The sequence below is a fragment of the Dialister invisus DSM 15470 genome, assembly GCF_000160055.1.
Lineage (GTDB): Bacteria > Bacillota > Negativicutes > Veillonellales > Dialisteraceae > Dialister > Dialister invisus.
In genome coordinates, this window is the sequence record NZ_GG698602.1 from 1,311,543 (window position 1) to 1,326,366 (window position 14,824).

Below are 14,824 nucleotides of genomic sequence, written 5' to 3' on the forward strand. Positions count from 1 at the left end.
GGTCTAACCAGGGGTTTTCTTTTTTCAAAAAAGAGCAGATTTTCAAAAGGCTGCTCCTTTTACGTGGGATCATTCCAGGAAAGGGACGACGGCGCTGCCGTGGGGGATGATATTGATGGTGTAGTCCGTCTTACCTTCTTTCTCTAATTGTTTCTTTGCCAGTTCCCAGGCTTCCTGTACGGTGGCGACGGGGATCTGCGGCGTTTTTTTCCGGATGATGTCGAAATTTTCCGGTTTTGTTACGAAGTAGATAGTATGGGTCGTAGCGGTGATGAGGTTTTCAAAAGCGACAAAGAAGGGGATAGTAAAGCATTTACGGAGAGCTTTTTCCATGTCTTCCAGATTATCGTATTTGAAACTGTCCAGGTAGACCGGCGGTTCCATGATGTCATCCGCTTCGATCATAGTGATGATGATGCCGCCCTTTTTTGTTGCCATGTCGGATGACGTGTAGCACTTCGTTCCCTGGTAAAGATTGGTGTCTTTCGGGTAGCCTCCCGCGCTGACGATGGTCACGTCGGCTTTCTGTTTCATGGGAACTTTCTGCATACGGTATGTTTCTTTTGCGCCTGCCGCCCATGCTTCATAGGGGTCTCCGCCGACCATGCCCGACACTTCGCCGTCAGCGTTGATAAGGGAATGGACGAGGAAACAGGGGTGGAGCATGTCGCAGCCTTCCTGCATATCTTCGCTGACCGGATTTCCTTCGGTTTTAAGGACATGGGAATCGGGATTCAGGCCGGAGCCGACTTCGTCGCCCAGGGCGTGGCAGTGGTTCTGCTGGATGGTATCCCACCCTGCTACGCCGGGAAGGACAAGTTTGCGTCCGCCGCCGAAGCCTGCTATGTCATGGGTGGAAAGAGCGTTCAGGAGAATGACTTTGTCCGCTTCCGCGACGCGTTTATTCAGCCATACTTCCGTGCCGCGGGTGGTCACGCCCATATGGGTGAGCATGTTTTTATCCCGGCAGTCATGCTGGTACATGGTAATGCGTCGCGCCACTTCTTCTCCCACACATTCGATATTTTCCGCTTCGCTGTGCGCCCTGTGGGTACCCTGGGCGAAAACGATGAAAATGTCTTCATCAGGAATTCCTGCGAGGTTCAGTTCATTGACCACATGGACGGTGAAATCGCGGGCATGGTTCCACGCGCGGGTGATGTCGGCGATGATAAGGCAGACCTTGTCGCCCTTTTGTACTTTTTCGGCAAGCGGCGCGGAGCCGATGGGGCGGCGCATACATTCGACAGTCGCTTCTTTAATATCGCAGGCAGCTGTCGGTACACCTTCCAATACGTCGGATACATGCTCTTCAGGGAGCATGACCGTCTGGAACCCGCGGCCGAAAGGAAGTTTGTATTCTTTTAAAGCCATAATGAATCTCCTTTATTAAACCATATTTTTACAGCAATTTCACGACGGAATGATGAGCGCCATGAATTTCAGGTCGCCGTCTCCCGTATTTTCAAGCCCGTGGCAGTGGCCATCGGCGCAGTATGTCGTGTCACTCGCATGGACTTCATAGGTCTTTCCGTCGTCGGTGTAAAGACCTGTTCCGGCAAGGATGTAGTAGGACTCTGCATTTCCCCTATGCCAGTGGATGCCAAGCGAAGCGCCTTCAGGAATGGTGACTTCCGCATACATTTGAATTTTTTCATTTTTCTGTTCATCGGTCAGAAGCGGCCGGAGAGTCACTTCGCCTTTTCCTCCGAAAGCGTTTTTGCGGATGATCGGTTCAAGCATGGCAGTTCTCCTTTCCAATGATAAGTTTCTTTTATTATATGACAGAACGCGATGTAAAAACATATAATAATAAAAAGAAATCAAGGAGGATTGGAGTACCGCGGAGAATATGGCGCTTATCACTGGGGGACCGGGAATCGGCAGCAAAACATGTTTCTTCTAAACCGTCCGGGGGTCACTTGCAGTATAAATCACATTTGTTTATAATAAAACGCATATATGAGAAGAATATGTAATAGAAAAAGGAAGTCGGAAACGTGATACATGAAATAAAAGCGCGCCGCAGCACACGGCGTTTCATCAAAAAGAACATCCCAGAGGAAGATCTGCATGCTCTTTTGGAAGCAGCCTCCTGGGCGCCGTCGGAGCATAATGAGCAGCCCTGGCGCTTTGTGGTCGTCCGCGGAGACGCGCGGAAAGAAGTGGTCCGCGCTCTGAAGGAAGGCATCAAAAGGAACCGGAGCGATAAAGAGGCCATTTTCGGAAAAGGGTATGAAAAATATATCCCCGCCGCGATTTATACGGCCCGCGTACTGGAACAGGCGCCGGTCATCGTCTTCTTTATCAACAGCAAGGGGAAAGACTACTACGGCGAATTTCCCATAGACGAGTATCTGATGGAAATGGCGGACATCCAGTCGGTGAGCGCGGCGATCCAGAATATGTGCCTGGAAGCGACGGCGAGGAATATCGGGACGCTGTGGACCTGCAATATTTTCTTTGCTTATGACGAACTGAAAAAATGGCTGAATGTGGAAGGGGAAATGGTGGCGGCCATCGCCCTGGGGTACACAGACAGAGAAATCCAACCGCTCCCGCGGAAACCGCTTTCCGAAACGGTGACCTACCGCGGTGAATATCCGAAGGAAGAATAAAACAGCGGCCATATGTCATGCCTGTGAAGCATCTCGAAAGGGGTGCTTTTTTTGTGCTACCTCATAAATCTTTCTGTTAAGCTGCCAAAGCTTGAATTTGCGTTATCTCAGTATTCAGTTTTATTCAGCTTGACAAACTGGGAGTTATCGATTTTCAATCATCAATTCTTTGCATTTCCATTCTTCTCCCAAAACATAATATGTTTCTGTCTTATCAAGAATTACATCATCAAAACCAACTGATTTGTAACAGAAATATGCAGATTCATTATTTTCAAAAACACTTAGTGAAACCTTTTTTGCGCCATAAATTTCAAATGCAAACTTTAAACCTAACTGAAGCATCCTTTTTCCATATCCTTTGCCACGCTTTGAAGGGTCAACAACTATAAAGCCAAACCTCAACTCATCAAAGCTTTCTGAAAGTCTTCTCATTGAAAAAAAACTACGATCTTATCATCTTCAATAGCTGTAAAAGCCATTAGATTATTAACAAAACTAAATTTCTCTTTTGTTATCGGATATTTGCCCAAAATACCCGCTGACCATTTATAAAAAGCTATTTCATCTTTACTCCAAGAAAGAATTATATCTGTATCGTTTATATTATAAGGCTTTAATCTCAACATTATTACTTATCCCCGTCAAATTCAAATTTGTCTACACCGCTTTAATCTTCTTCTCATTTATCAATTCAATAAATGCTATCACAGTTGCTCCTATCATCGGTAGTTCATAAGGATTTAGTAAAAATCTGATGATTAGTGCTTCTATTCCTGCTTTTGTATTGTAGCATGAAGAAATGAACCTTATGCTACGAATTCTCTGTATCAGGATCATTTTTACAGTTGGATTTTTCTTTATCTTCAATCAGAATCCTTGGTTCTATTTTTATCTCTTTATCTTTGCCAAGCCAAGTTAGTTCCAGTTTTTGTTTACTTGCCATTGTTCGTATCTCCTTTATCTATGGTCTTTGTGACACCATCAATCAGCTTCCCGAAGTCTATGGCATTTTTTGAAGTGATGACAGGTTTTCCCGTTTCCGCTTCTATTTCCCGTCTGGCATTTCCGGCAATTTTCCCACCGCGTTTTGCCACTTTTTTATTTTCTTCCAAACCTTGTGGATTGGCGGATTCTGCGATATCCTTTGTGGCGGTTTCAGCCAGCATATTTAATATCAATTCGGTAGTGGACATATTGTCCCGCAGGTTTTCCTTTTTTAAACCTTTCAAATCTTTATACTGCCTTGTGGTCATTCCGCTCCAGGCCTTTGAAATTTCATTGGTAAGAATCGCATATTCTTTGCCTTCTGTCACGCCGTGGTCTTGCCAGGAGTCGGTCAGTTCTTTTCTGACCTGGATCGCCTGCAGTCTTTGATTGATCCATTCTCTTGTGTACCCTTTTTTCAGGTAGGTTTCTAAAGCCCTGTCTATTGTAAGTTCAGGATCGATGGTTTCATCCACTCTCTCTTTTCCTACTTCCGCCAGCCACATTTTGAAGGGCTCCGCTTTAGGTGAGGGAATCGACTGGATGATACGGAATAGACCTTGCATATCAGCGACATCTGTTTCGCGCATTTTTCCATCCGGTGCTTTCAATTTTAACTGTACGATATTCTCGTACAGTTGGTCTGCACCCTCTTCCTCTTTCATTTTTCTTTTAAGATCACTCCAGTATCTTCTTGGATTTTTGCTATCAGTCAAAACGTTCACTACATCTATGATGCTGAAATACCACTCTTCTTTTTCATTGTTCCAGATAGAACGGATCCGGTTTCCTTCAAATAATTTTACGTCATTACCCATGATTCATCATCCTCCGGTATGAATTCCAAAACATCATTAGGTGTACGGTCCAAAGGGATACAAGTACATTTCAGTTTATCCAAAGCAATATTATCTATTTCGTAATTGGATAAGGGCATTGGAAGAAATTTTTGTATCACGCATTGCATCCTGATTGGTCAAATCTTTTTCTATCATCCAGTGTAAAAGTTTTTGTGACTAATTGCCAGAGCATTCTTCCATCCATCGTTTTATATATTATGTCACGCTTATATGATTTTATCTATCATGTCCGGTGGTGTACTTATATAAAACACGATAGACTTCATAATTTTTCGAGACGGCTTAGCAGAAGAATGCAAAGAGAAATTCTCTTTTACCGGGGCATGCCCGATCGGGGATCTGTGAAGCATCTCGAAAGGGGTGCTTTTTTGTGTGTTGAAACAGGGCGATATTTTTTAGAATGGTATCGGAACATGAATTTATGAAAATAGCGAAAGATAAAAAACTTGCAACAGAATAAAATAAAAAAAGAATGAAGATTCCTTTTTGGGGATTTCCATTCTTTTTCATTGAAAGCAGTATATTTGGCTGCAGTCCTTTGATTTCCTGCCGGATCTATTTGTTGAAGCCTTTGCCGCGGAGTTTCTTTTCCCACCGGTCGAAGAGGAAGGTGAGGAGTATGGCCAGTCCCCAGTAGGCGATGGCGTCCGCGATGTACGGTTCCATGCGCCGATTGTAGAGGGCAGAGAAGATATCCGCTTTGGCGAACATGTCTACGACTTTGACTGTGAAGACAAGGGCGAGGAGTTTGATGGTTTTCAGATAGTATGTGAAGAAGGCGGGAAGCGCCACGACAAAGGCCTGGGGAAGGACGATTCTTGTGAAAGCGCGGAAAGAGGTCATGCCCATGGCGACGGCTGCTTCATACTGGCCGTGGTCTACGGAACGGAGAGCGCCGCGGATATTTTCTGACTGGTAGGCGGTGTTATATAAAATGAAGCAAAGGTAGACGCTCCAGTAGGGGCTTACGTCAAAAGGCTTTACTTCCGTTCCCGAAAAAGCGCTGAATACGGGCGCAAGGAGATAGGGGAGGGAGTAGTATACGATGAAAAGCTGGACGATGCCCGGCACGGCGCGGAAGAAGGAAACAAATACGGCAAAGAAAATGTTGATAAACATATTGTTTCCCAGACGGAGCACAGCGATAAAAGAACCGAAGAGGATGCCGAAGAAAATACTCACGAATGCCATGAAAAGAGTATTCGGTACGGCGCCTGCTATGAAGAGGAGTGCTTCGGGAAGGACTTTAAAATCGATCATGCAGTCCTCCTTATTTCTTTATGGCCCTGTTTCTGGAAGAGCCAGAATGCCGCTTCGATGGCAATGACGATGGCCCAGTAGATCAGGGCGACGGCGGTGTATGTTTCCAGACGGTGCTGGCCGAAGGCGGCGTTGATGATGAGGTTGGCGCGGCCCATGAGGTCGATGACGCCGATGAAGAACATGATGGATGTGTCTTTCAGTATATTGATGGATTCGCTCACCAATCCGGGAATGGCGATAGGGAGCGCCTGGGGAGCGATAATGCTGAAAACGCGCCGAACCGGAGAAAGTCCGAAAACGATGGCCGCTTCATGCTGTCCTCGGTCGACAGAAAGGTAAGCGGGGCGGAGTATTTCTGAAATAACGGGGGCGTAGTGGAAGGTAAGGGAGACTAAGACGTATACGGTAAGAGGCCAGCCGTCGGGATTGATGCCGAGCCCCCGTATGATGGCGGGAAGGCAGAAATAGACGAGGTAAAGGTCGAGGATAAAGGGCATGCTCCTGTTATAAGAGAGCCATATGTCGCAGAAAGGCGCCAGCACGGGCACACGGGCGATCCTGATGACGGCGATGATCGTGCCGAAGAAGAGACAGAGCAGGATGGACGCGATGATGACTTCCACCGTGAAAGGAAGGGCGGAGATCAGCCGGGGAAATACGCCTATGAAAAAAGAGGGGTCAAAAGTAAGCATGGAATCATTCCTTTATAAAACAAGCGGGACGGGGAGAGTTACGCCTCTTCCCTTTTCAGCATGCGCCGGAGAAAGGCGCGGGTCTGCTCCTCTTTCGGATGGGAGAAGAATTCTTTCGGATGTCCTTCTTCCACAATGAGGCCGTCCGACATGAATACGGCTTTTGTGGATATATCCTGAGCGAAATGCATTTCATGGGTGACGATGATCATGGTGATGCCGAGGGTCGCGACGGAGGCGATGGTATCCAGAACTTCCCCTACGAGTTCGGGATCAAGCGCCGAAGTGGGTTCGTCAAAGAGGATGACATCAGGTTTCGGCGCAAGAGCTCTGGCGATTCCCACGCGCTGCTGCATGCCGCCGGAAAGTTCCGACGGATACATGTGGGCGTAGTCTGTCATGCGGACGCGGGAGAGTTCTTCCATCGCGATCTCTTCCGCTTCTTTTTTTGTTTTTCCGTAACCGTAAATCAGCCCTTCCGTGATATTTTCAAGGACATTCTTGTTGCGGAACAGATTGAACTGCTGGAAGACCATGGTGGATTTCCGCCGGAGTTTCTGCACTTCCGTTTTGGAAATATGGGAAAAGTCCACAGACACGTCGTCAATGGAAAGACGGCCGGCTTCGGGTTTTTCCAGATAATTGAAGCACCGGAGAAGCGTTGTCTTTCCCGTGCCTGACGGGCCGAGAATGGAAATAACATCGCCTTTTTCTACGGTGAGAGTGATATCTTTTAATATTGTGTTTTTACCAAATGATTTCTTGATATGTTCTGCAGTGAGTATGCGGGACATGGCAGCCTTCTTTCCGTAAAACCGCGAAAATAAAAAACCGCCCCTGTGCAAAGGGACGGTAAATTCCGTGTTCCACCCAATTTCGTTTCCACGTTGCCGGAGAAACCTTGGAAAGTCGTATGACTTAAGCGCTGTATCGGGCGCGCCCGGTTTTCTTACTCGGGAAATTTTCTTTTCGGAAAACCGCTCGGAGAGGCACTTCAGAAAAATCACCGTACCCGTTTCCATCATCAGGGCTTTCTGAAACGGTTCTGTTTCCCTACTTTCTCCCGTCATCGCGCAGTTAAGGAATATGAAACACTATAACACAAAATTTCGGCAGGCGCAAATATCAGAGGGAGCTGATATGTCTTCCTCTTTCGTTACAAACGGCCGCTGTCGATTTCATCTTTCAGGTATTCAAAAACTTTTTCCACAGGAGAATCGTTGGGAATGTTTTCCTTTGCACCCTCTGCGGCAGCATGGAGACGGATTTTTCCGGCAGCGTTGTACTCCGTCGCGGAAAGGGTCATCACTTTTTTGTAGGCCATATTTATTCTTACTCGATAAATGATTTGGGATAAATCCTTTTCCTGATCGGGAAGCGTCACGGCAAGCCAGAGGTCGGCATAGCCGTTTTTGTAACGGAGAGAGTTTGTATCAATGGAGAAAGCTGTGCCTCTGTTGTCTTTGTAAAGTTGTTTCCACTTCGCGTCAGACGGGGGCAGGGGCGTTTCCACATAATGCCTGTACAGATTCTTTCCATAGGTGCCGGGCATGAGCTTGTTCCAGCCGTCGTCAGGATTTTCTTTCTTTTCCGCGTGGAGGACTTTTCCGTCTTTGTCACGGGTGACAAGCGCGGCGGTGCGCCAAGTGTTTTTCGAGGTGTCGAACTCCATGGTGGATACGACGGTGAAATCGGAGGATTCCAAACGCATGTCAAAGGAGGAGATGGCCTGCTCCTGACGGATAGAGTCGGTGTCGATCCATGAGGGCGAGCCGTCGGCGTTTTTTATCCAGTTTTCTGCGGAAACCTGCATACCCGCAAGGGCAAGGCAGAGTATAAAAGCAAGAGGGGAAATTTTATTCATGGGACATCCTTTCCGTTAATCAGCATGCAGTTTTTTCAGAATCCGCAGGTCTTCTTTTGTGAGGAGGGGCGTGTAGGGCTTTCCCAGGTAGAGGGAGGCCGTCTGCACGAGGGTGCGGATGTAGGGGCAGGGAATATGCATCAGCTCCGCCAGATCAAGGACAGGGCCGAGGCCGCAGGGCAGGTCTTCCGTGAAGTAGCGGTACTCCGTAGAGGACGGGCCTTTTACGGCGCGGTAGGAAGGATTCCCTTTCAAAGTCTCTTTCAGCGTATTTTTCTTTTCGGGCCAGAAAGAGTTAAGCACTTCCAGCAGGGGAGACAGGCGGATACCCAGTGCTTTTCCCACGGCAAGGCGTTCTTCGTCGCAGTGTTCCATGAAGGAAATGACGCGGTCAGTCATGGGGTCACCGAAGAAATAGAAATCTTCTTTGTTCTCTATACGGGTCACGTTGAAGAGAGAGGCGGTGACATGGATGACAGGGTTTGTTGCCGAAAGGGAAGTGGACGCGAAAGAAGCGGTTTTCACTACCCGCGGCGCAAGGCGATGAAGGAAGGCGCTGACGGCTTTATCATCACCGGCAGCGGAGTAAGCGATTTCTTCTTTGATTCCTTTGATGAGGATTTCAGAGCCGTCCTGCGAGAGCGCGGCGATAAAGGGCATATTGGCCGTTTCCCCGATGGTCAGAGGGGGCATATCCTGTCTTTTTGAAAGAGCGCGGTATGCTTTGAGGGCGCCCCAGCAGCCGTTGAAAAAGAGAATGGACTGGTGCGCCTGCAGGTGGGGCGCGATTTCAGAAATGACCGTTTCGTGATCTGCCGCCAGCGTGCAGACGAGAAGAATGTCGCCATAATGCACGGCAGTTTTCAGATCCGTCGTGCTTTCCAGTGAAAATGACCCGGTGCAGGCGCCGCTTGCTTTTACGGGAAATTGATTCCACTGTTTTGCCCGTTCTTCACGGCGGGTATAGATGAGGCTCGAAAGACTGAGCGTTTTGAGAAAGCAGGCGGCGGCGACGGCCGTATTACCGGCTCCTATAATTGTTATTTTCATAAGGCTCTCCTTTATTTCTTATTTCATTATAAACGGGAGAAATATTTCTTCAAGCGGAGAATTGGTATAATAAGAAAATGGAGGCGTATCATGGCGGAAATTTTGACGGATATGGAAAGCGCGGAAACTTTTAAGGCCTACGAGAGCTATCTCCTGGGACAGCCGGCAAAGGCGGGAACCGTTTTGCGGCAGGGCGCTTTTCTCTATATATGGAAAGAAAAATTTGAGACGGACGGCACTGTTTTGCAAACTTCTTACGGAACGGTGGTGACCACGCTGGATTCGGAAAGCAAAACTCTTTTCGCATGCCGTGAATTTTTGGGCGCCCGCCGCTTGCCTTCCGGTGTCTCCGCGGCGCTGTCGGAGAAAGGCATATACATTTTTCCGGATGAACTTTGGACGCCCCGGGAAGACTTTGCGGAATGGAAACGGGAAATCGATTTCACGATGTACACGGTGACTGCCGAAGAAGCGGGAACGCTTTACGGCATCAGCGGAAAGACGGTGGCGTCCGATTGTGAGAAGGGCGCCTTTAAGAAATCGGAAGCAAGAAAATCAGGAAAGAACTGGCTCATTACGAAACAGGCGGCCGATTTTCGTTATGGCGGCGGCAGTGAACCGGCTGCTCCCATGAATCCGCTTCTTCTCGTATTTACGACGTTGGAAGCGGCGGAGCTGTGGAACCGCGACAGCGGCGATGTGCGTTCGGCGGCCTCCGGCGCGGGCCATCGGGCGGCGCGGATGGCGGACGGTGACCGGCGGAAATCCGGACGGAGCTGGATTGTCACAAGAGATGCCATGGAACGTCTTTATGGCCCGCCGGTCTTTGAAAAAATGCGGGAAGCGGTCCGTACCCTGATATAATACGGATTTCTCCTGCCGCTGGATTCTGCTACAATAAATAAGCGTAAGGAACAATTACGGGCAGGCATGATCATGACAGGCATGAGTGCAGGAATGATCATACGGAAAGCGTATGAAAAACGGCTGCCTGATTTTCAAAATGATTTGATATGATGAAATCACCGGAAAACGGAAAGGAGAATGAACAGATGAAAGTTGAAGACATTATAAGCCATGTGGATCATACGCTGCTGAAAGCGGCGGCAAGCTGGGAGGAAATACGGAAATTGTGCGATGAAGCCGTGAAATACCATACCGCGTCCGTCTGTGTGCCGTCTTCTTATGTAAAGAAGATCCGGGAAAATTATCCCCGCCTTACCATCTGTACGGTGGTCGGGTTTCCTTTGGGCAACGGGAACAGCGAATCAAAAGCAGAAGAAACGATTCATGCCCTTGATGACGGCGCCGATGAAATTGATATGGTCATCAACATAGGGGCGGTAAAAAATAAAAATTATGATTTGGTCACAGAAGAAATTGCCGTCCTGAAAGAAATAGCGGGCGACAAAATTCTGAAAGTGATTGTGGAAACCTGTTATCTGACAGAAGAAGAAAAAATCCGTCTTTGCGAATGTGTCACGAAAGGCGGAGCGGACTATATCAAGACATCCACAGGGTTCGGTACGGCAGGCGCTTCTTTGGCGGATATCGCACTTTTCAGAAAACACATCGGGAAAAATGTAAAAATCAAAGCGGCGGGAGGTATCCGTACAAGGGAAGATATGGAAGCTTTCCTCACGGCAGGTGCGGACCGCATAGGCGCCAGCGGAGCGGTCAGGGCGTTTTACGCCCGCACATTTTCTCTGTAAAAAAGGTTATGGGCCTTTCCCTGTTCCGTGGGGAGAAGGAGGCCGTTTCTTTCTGTGATGTACCCGTCTTTTAAGAGGGAACGGCAGATTTGCCGGGTGAAGTTTTCCGGCCATTTCATGTGGACGGAGAGGGTGGAAAGAGCGTTTTCCCGTGATTCCTCTTTCGTACCCGCATGGAAAAGAAGATGCTGGAGAAGCGTTTCCCGTCCGAAAGCGAACCGCTGTTTTTTTCGCTGGCGGAAAGCTGCCAGAATACCTGTGGCGGGAGCGAAAATCAGGGAAATGATGAAAAATACGCCGAGAACGGCGGCCATCATGCCTGCCAGAGACGAGTCTGAAACAATCGCGCCGATGATGCCGAGTACCGCGCCGGCCGTACCAAGAAGACAGCTGAGCACGAGGCGTCCTGAAAGCGTCCTTGTCCACAGAGCGGCAGTCATGGCGGGAATGATCATAAATGCGATGACGAGAATCGAGCCGATGGACTGGAAGGACGTGACCGCCACGAGGGAGACGAGGCTCATCAGGCCGTAGTGGATAACGGCGGGAGAAAATCCCAGTACACCTGCCAGGACGGGATCAAAAGTAGCTAATTTTATTTCTTTATAAAAAAGGGAAATGACAGCGATGGAAAGAACAAGAACTGCACCGCCCGTATACAGGCCTTTCGCGCCGAGATCCATCCCGTTTATGATCAGGCGGTCGAAGGGGGCAAAAGCAAGTTCTCCCAAAAGAATGCAGTCCGTGTCCAGATGGACATTGCCCGCGTACCGTGTCACGAGGATGACGGCGATACTGAAGAGCAGGGGAAATATGAGGCCGATAGCGGAATCGGAGGCGACGAGCCTGCTCTGGTAGAGGAGTTCAATCAGCCACACTGTAAGGACACCCATGAGGGACGCGCCGATAATGAGGAAGGGCGAATCCAGGCTGCCGACGGCAAGGAAAGCGAGTACGATGCCGAGGAGGACGGTATGGCTGATGGCGTCAGTCAGCATGGACATGCGCCGGAGGACGAGGAAGTTCCCCGGCAGGGCGCAGGCGGCTGACATGAAGATGGCGATAAGAAGTATTTCAGCAAAAGAATTCATAAGTGGTCTCCTTCTATGAGGGCGGCCATTTTCTTTTTATGAAAAGACCGGGAAAGAATCCCCCGCTGCGGCGCCAGCAAAAGGCCGGGAATAACGAAAAAAGATAATGCCACGACGATGGCGGGGCCTGTGGGCATTTTGGGAATGAGAGAGCTTGCCGTCGTACCGATGGCGGAGGACAGCGCGCCGATGACGGCAGACAGAAGGATCATCGGTTCAAGACGCCTTGTCCACTGCCTTGCGGCAACGGCAGGCGCGATGAGCATGGCGCTCATGAGGATAATGCCTACGGCCTGGATGGAAAGAAGGACGGTGATCGTGGCAAGGAAGGAGAGGAATACATTCAGCTTGCCCCGCGGAAATCCGAGAACTGCGGCATAGTCCGGATCAAAAGCCATAAGTTTTAATTCTTTTCTGAAAAGGAAAATCAGGAAAAGGGTAAAAATAGAAATAGATCCTGTGAGAAGGACGTCGCGGTAAAGAATAGTGGATGCCTGTCCGAAAATAAATTGATTCAATCCGGACTGGTTGGCATTTCCTGTATGCTGGATGATGGAAGACAGAACGAGACCCGCGCCGAAAAAAGAGGAAAGAATGGAGGCAAGGACGCCGTCAAAAGGAAGTTTCGTATAGTGGCGGGCAAGAAGGATAAGGGACAGTGCGGCAAGGGCGGACAGAAAAGCGCCCAATAAAAGGCCCTCCAGTGTTTTCACGCCGAGAAATAGAAAAGCCAGCATGATTCCCGGATAGGACGAATGGGAGATACCGTCCCCCAGAAGCGCTTCCCTGCGGAGGACGATAAAAGATCCCACCACGCCGCAGAGCACGCCTAAGATAGTCGTTCCTGCCAGGACGATTTGAAAGGTATAGTCCCGCCATAAAGGTAAAGCAAAGAAAACGGCCGGTTCCATGGTCAGACTCCTTTCGACGGAGAAAAAGTTTTTTCGATATTTTCTTCCGTGAAAACATCCCGTACGGATCCTGCCGCTATAAGGCGGCGGTTGATCATGGCGACGTGGTCAAAATAAAGAGGGACGGTGCGGAGCGCGTGGTGGACGACAAGGATCGTCTTTCCGCGGCTCTCCATTTCTTTTAAAATGCGGACGATGATTTTTTCCGTCTGCATATCCACGCCTTTAAAAGGCTCGTCCAGAAGATAGACAGATGCTTCCTGCGCAAGGGCCCGGGCCAGGAAAACCCGCTGCTGCTGTCCCCCGGAAAGCTCATTGATCTGTCTGTCTTCGTAACCGTCCATGCCGACGCGGGCAATCATTTCTTCCGCAATCAGACGGTCGCCCTGTGAGGGAGTGCGGCACCAGCCGATGTGGCCGTACCGTCCCATGAGGACGATGTCTTTTACTGTGGCGGGAAAATCCCAGTTGACTGAACCATTCTGCGGGACATACGCAATTTTCCGCCGTGCTTTTTTCGCATCGGTTTCGCCGTCTATGGAAAAACGGATCCGCCCTGAAACGGGGGAAAGCAGGTTCAGTATAATTTTTAAAAGGGTAGACTTGCCCGCGCCGTTCGGTCCGACGATTCCCATAAGTGAACCTTTCGGGATATTCAGATCCAAGTCCCATAAGACGGGCTGGCGGTCATAGGCAGCGGTGATGTCTTCCAGTTCGATAACGTGTTCCACGATGACACCTCCAAAAGATATTTCATGAAATGAAAGCGCACGGAACGAGGGGATCCCCGATCCATGCGCCGGAAATTCAAAATGTTCAGCGGAGCGCTTCCGTGATTGTCTTTATGTTGTGCTCGTACATGCCGATATAAGTGCCCTCTTTCGTGGACTCGCCGCCAAGAGAGTCGGAGTACAGTTCGCCGCCGATGGAAACATCGAAGCCCCGTGCTTTGACAGCAGCCTGGAGAGACTCGATGGTTTTATGGGGGACGGAAGATTCCACGAAGACCGCTTTGATTTTATGATCCGCGATGAAAGCGGCCAGCGTGCTGATGTCGGAAGTGCCTGCTTCGCTGGCAGTGCTGATTCCCTGGATGCCTTTGACCTCAAATCCATAATCTCTGGCGAAATAAGCAAAAGCGTCATGGGCGGTGACGAGGATACGGGAATCTTTCGGAACAGATTCCACTTCCTTTCTGATGTATTTGTCCAGGTTGTCCAGTTCGGCGAGGTAAGCGTTCAGATGATCTTCATAGTATGATTTGTTCTTCGGATCTTTTTCCGAAAATCCTTTTGCTACTTCTTTCGCGGCGGCTTTCCAGTTCTTTACAGAAAACCAGATATGGGGATCTTTCGTTTTTTCACCGTCCTCTTCAAAGTCGAGGAGTGTTTCGGAAGGAATGCCGTCGCTTACCCGGATCGTGGGTTTTTTCTGCGCGTGGAGATTATCGAAAATCGCGCCCATTTTCCCTTCCAGATGGACACCATTGTACACGACGATATCCGCTTTGTTCATGGCGTCCACATCGCCGGCACCGGCCTGATAAAGATGAGGATCCACACCGGCTTTCATGAGGCCGGATACTTCCACTTTATCCCCGCCGATCTGCCGGGCGAGGTCGGTGAGCATCGTCGTGGTGGCGACGACTTTCATTTTGCCGGCAGAATCGGAAGCGGGTGCAGATTTTCCGCAGCCTGAAAAAGACAGGGCCGCCGCGCCGAGGATGGCGAGGGGAATACAGAGACCGAAAACTATTTTCTTTAACATGAGAAATTC

The 14,824-nt window shown here is 49.2% G+C and carries 19 protein-coding genes; 3 read left to right on the top strand and 16 right to left on the bottom strand.

Annotated features, from left to right (window positions below; genetic code table 11):
* Window positions 1-69: 69 nt before the first annotated feature.
* The gene (larAH10, locus tag GCWU000321_RS06485) at window positions 70-1,374 is read right to left on the bottom strand and encodes an NPN-dependent 2-hydroxyacid racemase, LarAH10 family (RefSeq protein ID WP_040381441.1); all 1,305 of its coding nucleotides are present in this window, start codon (window positions 1,372-1,374) and stop codon (window positions 70-72) included.
* Between the two features lie 39 nt (window positions 1,375-1,413).
* Entirely contained in the window at window positions 1,414-1,743 is a 330-nt protein-coding gene (locus GCWU000321_RS06490) for a cupin domain-containing protein (RefSeq protein ID WP_007070352.1), read from the bottom strand.
* A gap of 257 nt (window positions 1,744-2,000) precedes the next feature.
* Between GCWU000321_RS06490 and GCWU000321_RS06495 the strand changes: the two genes are divergently transcribed.
* Entirely contained in the window at window positions 2,001-2,618 is a 618-nt protein-coding gene (locus GCWU000321_RS06495) for a nitroreductase family protein (RefSeq protein WP_007070353.1), read from the top strand.
* A 144-nt stretch (window positions 2,619-2,762) separates the two neighbouring features.
* Here the strand turns inward: GCWU000321_RS06495 and GCWU000321_RS09720 are convergent, their stop codons facing one another.
* The 10 genes from GCWU000321_RS09720 to GCWU000321_RS06540 form a co-directional block, all read right to left on the bottom strand.
* Entirely contained in the window at window positions 2,763-3,053 is a 291-nt protein-coding gene (locus GCWU000321_RS09720; RefSeq protein WP_007070354.1) for a GNAT family N-acetyltransferase, read from the bottom strand.
* Complete coding sequence (locus GCWU000321_RS09725; RefSeq protein WP_007070355.1) at window positions 3,050-3,247, bottom strand: hypothetical protein; 198 nt, start codon at window positions 3,245-3,247, stop codon at window positions 3,050-3,052. Before GCWU000321_RS09725 ends, GCWU000321_RS09720 begins: the two co-directional genes overlap by 4 nt.
* A gap of 31 nt (window positions 3,248-3,278) precedes the next feature.
* Window positions 3,279-3,458 (bottom strand): CD1845 family protein, encoded by a 180-nt coding sequence (locus GCWU000321_RS09815; protein WP_007070356.1) that lies wholly within the window; start codon window positions 3,456-3,458, stop codon window positions 3,279-3,281.
* Window positions 3,433-3,564: a hypothetical protein gene (locus GCWU000321_RS06505; RefSeq protein WP_007070357.1), complete on the bottom strand. Its 132-nt coding sequence runs from the start codon at window positions 3,562-3,564 to the stop codon at window positions 3,433-3,435. Before GCWU000321_RS06505 ends, GCWU000321_RS09815 begins: the two co-directional genes overlap by 26 nt.
* Complete coding sequence (locus tag GCWU000321_RS06510; RefSeq protein ID WP_007070358.1) at window positions 3,554-4,423, bottom strand: BRO family protein; 870 nt, start codon at window positions 4,421-4,423, stop codon at window positions 3,554-3,556. Before GCWU000321_RS06510 ends, GCWU000321_RS06505 begins: the two co-directional genes overlap by 11 nt.
* A 597-nt stretch (window positions 4,424-5,020) precedes the next feature.
* Window positions 5,021-5,725, bottom strand: a complete 705-nt coding sequence (locus GCWU000321_RS06520) for an amino acid ABC transporter permease (protein WP_007070361.1) — start codon at window positions 5,723-5,725, stop codon at window positions 5,021-5,023.
* Window positions 5,722-6,420 (bottom strand): amino acid ABC transporter permease, encoded by a 699-nt coding sequence (locus GCWU000321_RS06525; protein WP_007070362.1) that lies wholly within the window; start codon window positions 6,418-6,420, stop codon window positions 5,722-5,724. Before GCWU000321_RS06525 ends, GCWU000321_RS06520 begins: the two co-directional genes overlap by 4 nt.
* A 38-nt stretch (window positions 6,421-6,458) precedes the next feature.
* On the bottom strand, window positions 6,459-7,214 hold the full coding sequence (locus GCWU000321_RS06530; RefSeq protein WP_040381984.1) for an amino acid ABC transporter ATP-binding protein: 756 nt from the start codon (window positions 7,212-7,214) through the stop codon (window positions 6,459-6,461).
* Between the two features lie 362 nt (window positions 7,215-7,576).
* Window positions 7,577-8,284 (bottom strand): hypothetical protein, encoded by a 708-nt coding sequence (locus tag GCWU000321_RS06535; RefSeq protein WP_007070364.1) that lies wholly within the window; start codon window positions 8,282-8,284, stop codon window positions 7,577-7,579.
* A gap of 15 nt (window positions 8,285-8,299) precedes the next feature.
* Window positions 8,300-9,334 (bottom strand): NAD/NADP octopine/nopaline dehydrogenase family protein, encoded by a 1,035-nt coding sequence (locus tag GCWU000321_RS06540; RefSeq protein WP_007070365.1) that lies wholly within the window; start codon window positions 9,332-9,334, stop codon window positions 8,300-8,302.
* A 90-nt stretch (window positions 9,335-9,424) separates the two neighbouring features.
* Here GCWU000321_RS06540 and GCWU000321_RS09510 point away from each other — a divergent pair, with 90 nt between their 5' ends.
* Window positions 9,425-10,198: a helix-turn-helix domain-containing protein gene (locus GCWU000321_RS09510; RefSeq protein ID WP_007070366.1), complete on the top strand. Its 774-nt coding sequence runs from the start codon at window positions 9,425-9,427 to the stop codon at window positions 10,196-10,198.
* A 188-nt stretch (window positions 10,199-10,386) separates the two neighbouring features.
* Window positions 10,387-11,046, top strand: coding sequence for a deoxyribose-phosphate aldolase (deoC, locus tag GCWU000321_RS06550; protein ID WP_040381986.1), 660 nt, complete (start codon window positions 10,387-10,389; stop codon window positions 11,044-11,046).
* Here the strand turns inward: deoC and GCWU000321_RS06555 are convergent.
* The 4 genes from GCWU000321_RS06555 to GCWU000321_RS06570 form a co-directional block, all read right to left on the bottom strand.
* Window positions 11,022-12,137, bottom strand: coding sequence for a metal ABC transporter permease (locus GCWU000321_RS06555; RefSeq protein ID WP_040381445.1), 1,116 nt, complete (start codon window positions 12,135-12,137; stop codon window positions 11,022-11,024). The genes deoC and GCWU000321_RS06555 overlap by 25 nt on opposite strands.
* On the bottom strand, window positions 12,134-13,048 hold the full coding sequence (locus GCWU000321_RS06560; RefSeq protein WP_007070370.1) for a metal ABC transporter permease: 915 nt from the start codon (window positions 13,046-13,048) through the stop codon (window positions 12,134-12,136). Before GCWU000321_RS06560 ends, GCWU000321_RS06555 begins: the two co-directional genes overlap by 4 nt.
* Before the next feature lie 2 nt (window positions 13,049-13,050).
* On the bottom strand, window positions 13,051-13,779 hold the full coding sequence (locus GCWU000321_RS06565; RefSeq protein ID WP_007070371.1) for a metal ABC transporter ATP-binding protein: 729 nt from the start codon (window positions 13,777-13,779) through the stop codon (window positions 13,051-13,053).
* Window positions 13,780-13,864: 85 nt separating this feature from the next.
* Complete coding sequence (locus GCWU000321_RS06570) at window positions 13,865-14,815, bottom strand: metal ABC transporter solute-binding protein, Zn/Mn family (RefSeq protein ID WP_007070372.1); 951 nt, start codon at window positions 14,813-14,815, stop codon at window positions 13,865-13,867.
* Window positions 14,816-14,824 lie beyond the last annotated feature (9 nt).